Source organism: Micropepsis pineolensis (genome assembly GCF_055392125.1).
The window spans coordinates 1,478,200-1,489,896 of the sequence record NZ_AP042408.1; the positions used below are offsets into that span (position 1 = coordinate 1,478,200).

Here is an 11,697-nt window from a genome sequence, read left to right on the forward strand (position 1 = left end):
GCGCGCCGGAGCAAAGGCTGGCGTCACCGTGTTGCTTTATCGGCGCACAACCGGGCGGTATCGGTTCTGAAGCGTTGCCCGATTGCACTTTACCGCGAGAACCTCATATAACGGTACAGACGCGGAAAACAAGAATTTCGATATGCCTTGGAACGAGCAGAACGAAACCGGCGATGGCCCGGATGAGGGGCGGCAGTCCTCCCGTTCCCGCGGGAAGTCCCGTGGCCCCTGGGGATCTGAACCGCCGGGTGGCGACATGCGCCCCAGCGACCTGGATGAGCTGTTGGCCCGGCTGAAGAAGAAGTTTGTCCATTTTTTGCCCGAAGGGGGTATGGGGCCGCGCGGCTGGACCGTGGCCGGTCTGGCGGTGGTGGTGCTGTGGCTGCTCAGCGGATTCTATATCGTCAGTCCGTATGAGCAGGGCGTGGTCTTACGTTTTGGCAAATTCATTGGCCACACTGGTGCGGGGGTGAATTACCATCTGCCCTGGCCGATCGAGACCGCCTATACCCCGGAAGTGACGCGTCAGCAGCAAATCAATATCGGCTATAAGGTTGTTTCCAACGACAGCGCCAACGGTCCGCAGACCGAGGATGTACCCGACGAAAGCCTCATGCTGACCGGCGATGAAAATATCGTCGATATCAATTTCACGGTTTTCTGGCAGATCAAGGACGCCAACGCGTTTCTGTTCAACGTCGATCTCAATATCGGCAAGGGCGATGACACCGTCAAGGCGGTGGCCGAAAGTGCCATGCGCGAAGTGGTCGGGCAGGAGCATATGGACCTGATCATGACCTCGGACCGCGAGCAGATTCAGGTGAAAGTCCGCAATCTGATGCAGAAGACGCTGGATGCCTATAACGCAGGCATCATCGTCACCGATGTGAAGATGCAGAAGGCCGATCCGCCGATGGATGTGCGCGAAGCCTATCTCGACGTGCAAAAAGCGCTGGCCGATCAGGATCGCAAGCGTAACGAAGCCGAAGCTTACGCTAACACCATCATTCCGCAGGCCCGTGGTGAAGCCGCCCAGATCGTGCAGGATGCCGAAGCGTATCGCTCCCGCTCAATCGCCGAAGCCTCTGGCGAGGCGCAGCGGTTCCTGTTGATCCTGCACGAATACAAAAAAGCGCCGGACGTCACCAAGCGGCGTATGTATTATGAAACCATGAGCCAGGTGCTCGCTCCGATGAACAAGGTGATCGTCGACGATGCCGCCAAGGGCGTCGTGCCCTATTTCCAGCTGCCGCCTTTGTCTAAGTCGCTGCCGCGTCAGGGTTCTGCGGCTGCGGGGGCGCCCTCTGGGCAGACCAGCACGGTGAAAAACACCGAAGCGGGAGGGGCACAATGAGCCGTCATCTTGCCGCCGCCTTTTCGGTCGGCTTGTTACTGTGTCTGGGGCTGCTGTTCTCCTGCGTCTTTATCGTGACGCAGACCCAGCAGGCACTGATCGTGCAGTTCGGTGCGCCGCAATGGATCGTGTCCGATCCGGGGCTGCATTTCAAACTGCCCTATCAGAACGTCTATTTCTTTGAACGGCGGTTGCTCAATCTGGATGCCAAAAGCGAGGAGATCATTGCGCAGGATAAAAAGCGCATTCTGGTCGATGCGTTTGCCCGCTGGCGCATTGTCGATCCGCTGTTATTCTATCAGACGCTGGTCAATCAGGATACCGCTGAAACCCGGCTGACCCCGGTGCTGTCATCCAATATCCGTCGCGCCCTTGGCGCGCGGAATTTCGCCGCCATGCTGTCGGGCGAGCGGGCCGGGCTGATGCATCAGATCCGCGATAACATGAATCAGGATGTCAAGGATTACGGTATCAAAGTCGTCGATGTGCGCATCCGGCGCGCCGATCTGCCGCCGGAAAACAGCCATGCCATTTACGACCGCATGCGCAAGGAGCGCCAGCGCGAGGCGAACGAGTTCCGCGCTGAAGGCGATGAAACCGCACAGCGTGTGCGGGCGCGGGCTGAACGCGAAGTGACGGTGATCAAAGCCGAAGCCACCCGCGAAGGCGCCATTCTGCATGGTCAGGGCGATGCCGAAAAAACGCGGGTTCTGGGCGAGGCTTATGGTCAGGACCCCAAATTCTTCGCCTTTTATCGTGCCATGCGCGCGTATCAGGATGCGCTGTCGGGCGATAACACCACCGTGGTGCTTTCACCCAAAAGTGACTTCCTGAAATATTTCGGCGAAGGCCCTGGTGCGGCCAGCGGCAGCGGACGGCATAAATAAAACTCCCGATATGTTGTGAAAGGCGGATCAGTGTATGCGTATCATCCGTGACCGTCTGTTATGGTGGGGTGTCGGTCTGGCGGCGCTGGCGCTTATCACGCGTATTGGCGGGTTACCGCGTGAAATCGTCAGCTGGGATGAAAGCACTTTTATCCTGATGGCGCAGGATGTACTGCGCGGCCATCTGCCTTATGTCTATCTGTTTGATAATAAGCCGCCGGGGATGTTTTTTACCCTGGCCGGGGTGATGGCGCTGTTCGGCCAAAGTCTGTTGGTGGTACGGCTGTTCGGGGCGTTCTGTGTTTTTGGCATCGGTGTTCTGGGTTTTGCACTGGCCCGGCGGTTTGCTGCGGTAACACCCTCGGGGCTGGCGGTGCTGGCGCTGGTGGCGGCAATGTCGAACAGTTTTGGTCTTTATGCCTCGACCGAATTACCGGCCATTGCGTTGTTGCTTATCGCATTACGGCTGATGCTGGCGTGTGGAAAAAATCTTGCAGCAGCCTTTGCCGCCGGGCTGTGCGCCATGGCGGCAGTGTTGTTCCGCACCAACCTGATGTTGCCGGGGCTGGCGATGGCGGGGCTTTATGCCCTGGGTGCGCTATGCCCGCGTCTGCGCTTGCAGCGTTTTGGGGTGTTGGCTTTTGTGGTGGGCTTCGCGCTGCCGCTGGTGGGATTGATCTGGCTTTACCGAGCCCATGGTCAAGGTGATCTGTTATGGCTGGCGGCGGTCAAGGTGCCGTTATCCTATGCCGAAAACCAGCATAGCCTGGTCGACAATCTGATCGAATTCCTGACACGGATTTCGGCGGGGACGTTTACGTCGCCGGGGGCATTTGGCATTTATCTGGTGCTGAGTCTGTGGGGCATGGTGCTGCTGCTGCGCGGGCCGGGCTGGGGTAAACTGTGTGGCTTTATACGGGCACCTTTTTCCGCTGAGTGTGATGATACGTCTGCAGATGGTTCGCTGGGCTATGCCTGTCGCGATCTGGCGATGATCGGCCTGATCTTTCTGGCGACGTTTTATTCCGCCGTTGGTGCGGGTGAGTTTTTTGCCCATTATTTTTTGTTGCTGCTGCCTTTTGGTACGCCAGCACTGGCTACGGTTTTACAGACACCATCCTTTACCGGCTGGCGCAGCCCCAAGGTGCTGATCACCATTCTGGCCGTGGTTCTGGCGGTCGGGTTCGCGCTTCCCGGTGCGGCAATAGCCATATTCACCCCCCATCAGATGGTGGCCCGCTATGGTGCGCGCGCGGCGGCTACAGCCATTGCCGCCGACCGAAAAATCGGTGACCGTGTTTGGGCAGTGGATGACAATCTGGTCTATTTTTATCTGGCGGATGTACCGCCATCACCGCTGGCGGTGCACCCCAGCAACATCACGCGCACTGCGGTGGCGGGGCCTCTGGCTCATGCGGGGTATATTTCGGCTGACGAGTTTGCTCGTCTGCTCGCCCTGCAGCCGCGTTATATCGTAACAGAAAAGAAAAATCCGGTGCCGTTTTATATGCGCGGGGCCGAACGGGAGGCATTCGTCCGTATGCTGAGTCAGGACTATGTTCTGTGGCAGCAATTCCATTCGGTCGAGGTTTATCGCCGTCGTTCTGATCTGGCGACGAACCAATCATCTCATCATGGGGGTAGTATGTGATGCGTGCTTTTTACGCGGCATGCCTGGTGGCATGCGTATCTGTTCCGGTTTGGGCGGGGGATGCGGCAACCGCCGCGCATTTACGCGATCAGTCGCTGGCAGATGGCACCGCCTGGGACGTGGTGCAATCTTTGAGTTACGAGGTTGGGCCGCGCCCGGCAGGTAGCCCGGCGGCCGCTCGTGCGCGGGACTGGGCTATTGCCAAACTGAAGGCACTGGGTTTCACCAATGTCCATGCCGAAGCATTTGCCAAACCGTCCTGGGCGCGTGGGGCGGAAAGTGCCGAGTTGGTAGCGCCTTATCCGCTTAAACTGGCGATGGTCGGCTTAGGTCATTCTGTGCCGACACCTGCGGGCGGGATTGAAGCCGATGTCGTGGTGCTTGACAGTTTATCGGTGCTGCAAAAGGCTGCGCCGAATGCCTTTGCTGGCAAGATCGTTGTCATCAATCAGCCAATGACACGGACGGAAGATGGTGCGGGCTATGGCTCGGGCGTGGCTATTCGCTATGCCGCATCCGAAGCCGCCCGCCATGGGGCGGTGGCCTATCTCATTCGTTCGGTGTCTACGGGGGCCGGGCGTGCTCCGCACACCGGCGTTTCATCCTATCAGGATGGTTTGAAGATTCCGGCTGCGGCCTTGGGTGTGCCCGATGCCGATCTGTTGGCCTATCTGGCCAAACGTGGTCCGGTGCGGCTGAAGCTCAATATGCAGTCTGCGGAACAACCCGACACCATGGCCTGGAACATCTCCGGCGACATCAAGGGCCGCGATAAGCCTGACGAGGTTGTGGTAATTGGCGGGCATATCGACAGCTGGGACCCGGGGTTGGGTGCCATTGATGACGGTGCCGGTGTAGCCATTACGGTCGCTGCGGCAAAAATGGTGGCGTCCTTACCGAAACATCCCCGGCGCACCATCCGCGTGGTGCTGTGGGGTTCGGAGGAGACCGGCGGCGCGTCTGAGGCCTATCTGGCGGCCCATAAAGCCGAGCTTGATAAAATCATCGTCGCCAGCGAAAGCGATGTCGGTGCGGATCGTATCGTCAAGCTGCGGCTGCCTGCGGGGGCATCAGGTCAGTCTGCCTTGCAGGATGTACAGGCGCTGCTATCGCCGCTGCATATCATTGTTGGGCGTGATCCGGCCACCAATGCCGGCGAAGATGTCGAAGGGCTGGCAGGTGCGGGGGGGCCGGTGTTTGCCTTTGCCCAGGATGCCAGCCGCTATTTTGATTATCACCATACGGCGGATGACACCCCGGCGATTATTGACCGCGAACAGATGAAGCAGAATGTCGCCGCCTGGGCAGTGCTCTGTTATCTTATCGCCGACAGTGATGTGGATCTGCGGGCAAAGCCATAATCCGCGCGCCTGCGCAGACGAAAAGACCGGCGATATCCGCCGGTCTTTTTTTGTGCTTTATCGATCAGCTTGGGTTTTCCAGACTGAAGGTTTCACTTTCCTTGTCATAAGAAAACAGTTCGGCGAAACGCGACCAGCTGATGACGGCATGCAGGGTTTCTTCTGCCCGGTCCTCCGTCATGAAATCTTCCAGTTCCTCGATGAAGCGGCGGCGTGGTGCGGTATGCCCGGTGCGTTCATCCAGCACGCGGCGGATGTGGGCTGCCAGCGGCACATAGCCCATCAGCGCGCGATAGAAGATCGCCTTGCGGTCATTGGTGTCGGATTCGGCAAAGCGCTTGCCCACCGGCGTCAGTGTCAGATCGCCGTTACCCAGATCGCCCAGACGTAAAATTTGCAACGCCTCGGCCACCGGGAACAATTCATCGGCTTCGAATTGCAGGTCAGATGCGATGTCGGGCAAGTCGGCCCGCCCGTTATAGGGGGCGGCGGCCAACGCTTCGATCAGGCCGGAAATCACGCTCGAGGAAACATGGGTCAGAAGCGTGCCGATGGTGCCAGCGGTCCGCTCGGCCCGTGCCAGTCGTTCAATCCGTCGCGCAGTCATCTCGACATAAATGCGGTCAACGAAATCCTCAAACGCCGGGTCGGTGCGCTCGCGCGGGCGTGGCAGATCGATCTTAATCTCGGTGATGATGCGCCCCGGATTGGTCGAGAAAATCAGCACACGGTCGCACATCTGCACCGCTTCTTCGATATTGTGGGTGACCAGCAGCACGCCCTTGATTGGCAGCTTCTTCTCGCTCCACAGCTCAAGAAAATCGGTACGCAGGTTTTCCGCTGTCAGCACGTCCAGCGCCGAGAACGGCTCGTCCATCATCAGAATGTTGGGGTTGACCACCAGCGCACGGGCAAAGCCGACGCGCTGGCGCATGCCACCGGACAGCTCGCGCGGAAAGGCGTTTTCGTAACCGTCCAGACCGATCAGATCGATGGCGGCAATGGCACGTGAACGGGATTCCTTGGGCTCAACACCCTGCGCTTCCAGACCAAGCTGCACATTCTCCAGCACGGTCAGCCATGGAAACAGCGCAAAGCTCTGGAATACCATGGCAATGCCTTTGGCCGGGCCGTCAATCGGCTTGCCAAGATAGCTCAGCGTGCCGCCTTGCGGATTGGCCAGACCGGAAATCAGCCGGAGCAGTGTCGACTTGCCCGAGCCTGAGCGGCCGAGCAGCCCGACAATCTCGCCTTCGCGCAAGGTGAGGTTGACGCCATCCAGTACCAGCAGTTCGTCGCCGCTGGTGCGGGGAAACGAACGGCGGACATTTTCGACTTGGAGCAGGGTGGTTTCGGCCATATGTGCGTCCTCACGTCAGTCGATATTTGCGTTCGGCGTACCAGTAAAGTGGCCGCCAGAAAAGTTTATTCGCGACCACCACAAAGCCGCCCATCATGATGATACCCAGCACAATGCGGTGGAAATCGCCGGCTGTGGTCGCGTCGGCGATATAGGCCCCCAGGCCATAGGCATGCAGGTTCTTACCGCCCCAGCTGGCCACCTCGGCCACAATGGCAGCATTCCACGAGCCGCCCGACGCCGTGATCGCCCCGGTGACGTAATAGGGGAATACGGCGGGTAATCCGACCGAGCGCCACCATAACCAGCCCTTGAGCTGCATGTTGGTCGAGGCATCGCGTAAGTCGCGCGGCAGGGCCGAAGCCCCGGCGATGACATTGAACAGAATGTACCACTGGGTGCCCAGCACCATCAGCGGCGACAGCCAGATGTCGGTATTAAGGTTCCAGTAGACAATGCCCCAAACCGCCAGCGGAAACACGATATTGGCCGGAAAGGCAGCTAGGAACTGCGCCACCGGTTGGATAACGCGGGTCAGCTGCGGCCGCAGCCCGACATAGATACCGATCGGGGTCCAGATCAGGCTGGCAACCCCGATGAGCAGTACCACGCGGGCCATGGTGGCAATGCCGCGCAAGAAGGTGTCGAGCACATCGTGCCAGCCGATGGTGCTGGCCAGAAAATGTCCGATGCGCCACAAGGCCAGCACCGCCAGTGCTGCCATAATGACGTACCATACCCAATCCGTAACCCGGGTCGGCAACCCCTCTGCCTTGAAGGCCCCTTTGGGGGCGGGCAGGCGATAGCTCCAGCGCATCATACGGGTAAAGGGGGTGCCAACGGCTTCAAATAGACGGGCGCGGCGATACATGCGCAGGGCCCAGGATTCTGCTGCCTCGTCCCCCGGTTCGGCGTCGATACGGAACCGGTCAGACCACACCACCAGCGGGCGGAACAACAGCTGGTCAAAAATCACGATCACCACCAGCATGGCCAGTATGGCCCAGCCGATGGCGGTCAGATTGCGGGCGGCAATCGCCGCCGCGATATAGGAGCCGATGCCGGGCAGTGCAATCTCGGTATGGCCGACACTGATCGCCTCGGCCGCGACGACGAAAAACCAGCCGCCCGACATCGACATCATCATGTTCCACACCAGCGCAGGCATGGCGTAGGGGGCTTCAATGCGCCAGAACCGGGTCCAGGCTGACAGGCCGAACATCTTGCCGGCTTCTTCAAGCTCGCTGGGGACGGTGCGCAGCGATTGATAGAAGCTGAAGGCCATGTTCCAGGCCTGGCTGGTGAATATGGCGAAGATGGCGGCAAATTCCGCGCCCAGAACCTTGCCCGGTGCTAGAGATAGGAAAAAAATCACTGTCACCGAAATAAAGCCCAGAATCGGTACCGACTGCAAAATGTCCAGAATGGGGACCAGTAAGGTGCCGGCGCGGCCTGATTTGGCCGCCCAGGTGGCATAGGTGAAGGTAAAGATCAGCGAGCAGCCCATGGCCGCCAGCATGCGTAAGGCGGTGCGCAGGGCGTAACCGGGCAGCGCCCAGGGCGAAAGGCGGATTGGGTGCTGATTCAAGCCCGCCAGAGGCTGGATCATGTCATGACTGGCGTTGGAGATCAGAATGATGGCGCCAAAAACCAGCGCGGCGGCCAGAAGGTCCCAGGGGCTGGGCACCAGCCGTCTGGTTTCGACCGAGATGGGCGGCAGAATCTTCATCGCCTGATGTCTCCGGTACTTAAAACGTGGGATTTAATGCGTGCACGTGAAAATTGCGCTCACCCGTTGGTACAAGACCACGGCCCGCGTTGTGGATAAAGCGCAATTCCATGACGGTCACGCACTGTTTGCGTTAAACAATTGTCAGATGGTCGAAGACCTCAAAAAAACGCCTTTTTTTTGACCGGGGTGGTGTGACAGCATGCTTGCGTGGCTTGCCCATTCCAGCGTAAAACTCCCCGGCGAGGGTGTTGGGCGCTTGAACCTGACACACCTGAGGGCAAATCGTTTCGGTTTTAATTTTTACCACCGGCGGACGGAACGGCGATCCGGCAATGAAGACAGGCGCAATCCATACAGGCAAAGCGGGCAGCGCGGCTGCCGGTAACGCCATGGTTGCGGTTGTGTTGCTCCGTTCTTCCCTCGGTTTGCCGCTTGCGGCACTTCTCCTGCTTACCAGCCCCTAGGCATCGGCGGGTGCCGGATCGATCCGGCACCGGGTGTTTAGGGGGATAAATAAAAAGGAGACCTGCAAGAGCCGATATTTCGCGGCGAACGGAAGGAAGTGTGCCATGAGTGTGAACACAGAAGACAAACAGCGCGTTCGGATTTTCGATACCACCTTAAGGGATGGCGAACAGTCCCCCGGCGCAGCGATGACCTTTGATCAGAAGATCGAGGTTGCTGAATTTCTCGATGCCATGGGTGTCGATATCATTGAAGCGGGTTTCCCCATTGCCTCGGTCGGTGACTTCGAGGCGGTGTCCGAGATTGCCCGTCGGGTTAAGCGGGCTTCGGTCTGCGGGCTGGCGCGCGCCGGTTTCAAGGACATTGATCGCGCCGGCGAGGCCGTGAAGCACGCCCATCGTCCGCGCATTCACACCTTCATTTCCACCAGCCCGGTCCATATGAAGCACAAGCTGAATATGGGCGAAAATGCTGTGCTTGATGCCGTTGGTGCCTCGGTTTCCCGCGCCCGCACACTGGTCGAGGATGTGCAGTGGAGCGCCGAAGACGCCACCCGCACCGAGCATGATTTCCTCTGCCGCTGTGTCGAGCTGGCGATTCGCTCCGGCGCGACCACGATCAATATTCCCGACACCGTCGGTTATGCCACGCCGCAGGAATTCTTCGAGCTCATCCAGATGCTGATGAACCGCGTGCCCAATATTGACCAGGCGTTTATCGCGACCCATTGCCATAACGATCTGGGCATGGCGGTGGCCAATTCGCTGTCGGGCGTGCTGGCCGGGGCCCGTCAGATCGAATGTACCGTTAACGGTATTGGCGAACGGGCGGGTAATGCCGCCCTGGAAGAGGTGGTGATGGCGATGCGGGTGCGTAAAGACCGCCTGCCGTTCACCACGGGCATCGATACCGCGCTGTTGTCGCGCGCCTCGAAGCTGGTCTCAAACGTCACCTCGTTCCCGGTGCAGTATAACAAGGCTATCGTCGGCAAGAACGCCTTCAGCCATGAGTCCGGTATCCATCAGGACGGCATGCTGAAGAATGTTGAAACCTACGAGATCATGCGTCCCGAGGATGTCGGGGTGAAGGAAACCTCGCTGGTGTTGGGCAAGCTGTCGGGGCGCCATGCTTTCCGCAACAAGCTGGAATCGCTGGGCTACACCCTGCCTGATGCTGCGCTGGACGAGGTTTTCAAGCGTTTCAAAGCCTTGGCTGACCGCAAGAAAACCGTTTTTGATGACGACATTGTCGCTCTGGTTGATGATGGAATCGCCCGTCCGGCCGGGGAAATCGCTGTGACTGCCTTGCGTGTGGTGGCAGGGACCGGTATTCAGGCGTCGGCCGATCTGACGCTGACGGTTGCTGGTGCTGAACGGCACGGACAAACCCTGGGCAATGGACCGGTCGATGCGATTTTCAACGCGATCCGCGAGTTGTATCCGCATCCGGCGAAATTGACACTGTTCGACGTTTCCGCGGTGACCGAGGGAACGGATGCCCAGGCAGAGGTGGCGGTGAAGCTGGAAGAGGATGGTCGTACGGTCGTGGGCAAAGGGGCCGATACCGATACGCTGGTTGCAGCAGCCTATGCTTATGTTAATGCACTCAACAAACTTTTGTTCAAACGTACAAAGCAGGAGCCCGAAGCTCTGAATGTTGCGCAGTAATGCATTGGGGCTGGCGGTGGCCAAATGGTCGCTCGCTGCCCCCTCAGACATTGAGGGTAGAGGTAGGAAAGGAATGGCAGGTTAAGCATGTTCGGCAGTCTTCTCGGCGCGCTGTCGAGCGATATGGCAATCGACCTAGGCACAGCGAACACTCTGGTTTACGTCCGGGGGCGCGGTATCGTTCTCAATGAACCCTCGGTCGTCGCCACGATCAATCGCGGGGGTAAAAAACAGGTTCGTGCCGTCGGTAACGACGCTAAAATGATGTTGGGGCGTACCCCTGGCAACATCGATGCGATTCGCCCGATGCGCGATGGCGTCATCGCCGATTTCGAGGTGGCGGAGGAAATGATCAAACATTTCATCCGCAAGGTGCATAACCGCCGCTCCTTTGCCAATCCGATGATCATCGTCTGCGTACCGTCGGGGTCGACGGCTGTCGAACGGCGTGCGATTCAGGAATCGGCGTTGTCGGCAGGTGCGCGGCGCGTCTTCCTGATCGAGGAACCAATGGCCGCAGCCATCGGTGCCGGTCTGCCGGTTTCCGAACCGACCGGCTCGATGGTGGTTGATATCGGTGGTGGCACCACCGAGGTGGCGGTGCTTTCGCTCGGTGGCATTGTCTATTCGCGTTCGGTGCGTGTGGGTGGCGACAAGATGGACGAGGCGATCATCGCCTATATCCGTCGTCATCAGAATTTACTGATCGGCGAAGCCAGCTCGGAACGCATCAAAAAGGAAATCGGCTCGGCCGCGCCGCCGGAAGACGGCAACGGCACCACGCTGGAAATCAAAGGGCGTGACCTTTTGAATGGCGTGCCCAAGGAAATCACCATCACCCAGCGGCATATTGCCGAGGCGTTGGCCGAACCGGTCGGCGCCATCATCGAGGCGGTGAAGGTGGCTCTGGAAGCAACGCCGCCGGAACTGGCCGCCGATATCGTCGACAAGGGCATTGTGCTGACCGGTGGCGGTTCGCTGCTGGCCAACCTGGATCAGGTGTTGCGGGAAGAGACCGGTCTGCCGGTTTCGATTGCTGACGATCCGCTGTCCTGCGTGGCGCTGGGGACCGGACGAGTTCTGGAAAACCCGCGTAGTATGCGCCACGTGCTGTCGACCGCTTTCTAAGGTCGTTTTCGCGGTGGATACACCCGGTTACGTTTCCGGGTGATCGACGTAATGGGTCTGCGGCCGGACAGGGCGCCCTGTCTGGCCCTTAC

The 11,697-nt window shown here is 59.1% G+C and carries 9 protein-coding genes; 6 read left to right on the forward strand and 3 right to left on the reverse strand.

Annotated elements, in window-relative coordinates; translation table 11 throughout:
* Positions 1-142: 142 nt before the first annotated feature.
* Genes hflK through ACZ5RI_RS06665 form a run of 4 tightly spaced genes read left to right on the forward strand, consistent with a single transcriptional unit; the run spans position 143 to position 5,253 of the window.
* On the forward strand, positions 143-1,354 hold the full coding sequence (gene hflK / locus ACZ5RI_RS06650; RefSeq protein ID WP_464515325.1) for an FtsH protease activity modulator HflK: 1,212 nt from the start codon (positions 143-145) through the stop codon (positions 1,352-1,354).
* Positions 1,351-2,241, forward strand: a complete 891-nt coding sequence (hflC, locus tag ACZ5RI_RS06655) for a protease modulator HflC (RefSeq protein WP_464515326.1) — start codon at positions 1,351-1,353, stop codon at positions 2,239-2,241. Before hflK ends, hflC begins: the two co-directional genes overlap by 4 nt.
* 34 nt (positions 2,242-2,275) lie before the next feature.
* Positions 2,276-3,892: an ArnT family glycosyltransferase gene (locus ACZ5RI_RS06660; RefSeq protein WP_464515327.1), complete on the forward strand. Its 1,617-nt coding sequence runs from the start codon at positions 2,276-2,278 to the stop codon at positions 3,890-3,892.
* 26 nt (positions 3,893-3,918) lie between these two features.
* Entirely contained in the window at positions 3,919-5,253 is a 1,335-nt protein-coding gene (locus ACZ5RI_RS06665) for a M20/M25/M40 family metallo-hydrolase (RefSeq protein WP_464515328.1), read from the forward strand.
* 64 nt (positions 5,254-5,317) lie between these two features.
* On the opposite strand, the gene ACZ5RI_RS06670 is transcribed toward ACZ5RI_RS06665, so the two are convergent.
* From ACZ5RI_RS06670 to ACZ5RI_RS06680, 3 genes are all read right to left on the reverse strand, one after another.
* Positions 5,318-6,613: an ABC transporter ATP-binding protein gene (locus ACZ5RI_RS06670; protein ID WP_464515329.1), complete on the reverse strand. Its 1,296-nt coding sequence runs from the start codon at positions 6,611-6,613 to the stop codon at positions 5,318-5,320.
* A gap of 10 nt (positions 6,614-6,623) precedes the next feature.
* Complete coding sequence (locus ACZ5RI_RS06675) at positions 6,624-8,342, reverse strand: ABC transporter permease (RefSeq protein WP_464515330.1); 1,719 nt, start codon at positions 8,340-8,342, stop codon at positions 6,624-6,626.
* A 133-nt stretch (positions 8,343-8,475) separates the two neighbouring features.
* Positions 8,476-8,736: a hypothetical protein gene (locus ACZ5RI_RS06680; protein ID WP_464515331.1), complete on the reverse strand. Its 261-nt coding sequence runs from the start codon at positions 8,734-8,736 to the stop codon at positions 8,476-8,478.
* 178 nt (positions 8,737-8,914) lie between these two features.
* Between ACZ5RI_RS06680 and ACZ5RI_RS06685 the strand changes: the two genes are divergently transcribed.
* Together ACZ5RI_RS06685 and ACZ5RI_RS06690 are read left to right on the forward strand one after the other, a co-directional pair.
* Positions 8,915-10,477 carry a 2-isopropylmalate synthase gene (locus ACZ5RI_RS06685; protein WP_464515332.1) on the forward strand — a complete coding sequence of 521 codons (1,563 nt, stop codon included), beginning with the start codon at positions 8,915-8,917 and terminating at the stop codon, positions 10,475-10,477.
* An 87-nt stretch (positions 10,478-10,564) separates the two neighbouring features.
* The gene (locus tag ACZ5RI_RS06690) at positions 10,565-11,605 is read left to right on the forward strand and encodes a rod shape-determining protein (RefSeq protein ID WP_464515333.1); all 1,041 of its coding nucleotides are present in this window, start codon (positions 10,565-10,567) and stop codon (positions 11,603-11,605) included.
* Positions 11,606-11,697: the final 92 nt, after the last annotated feature.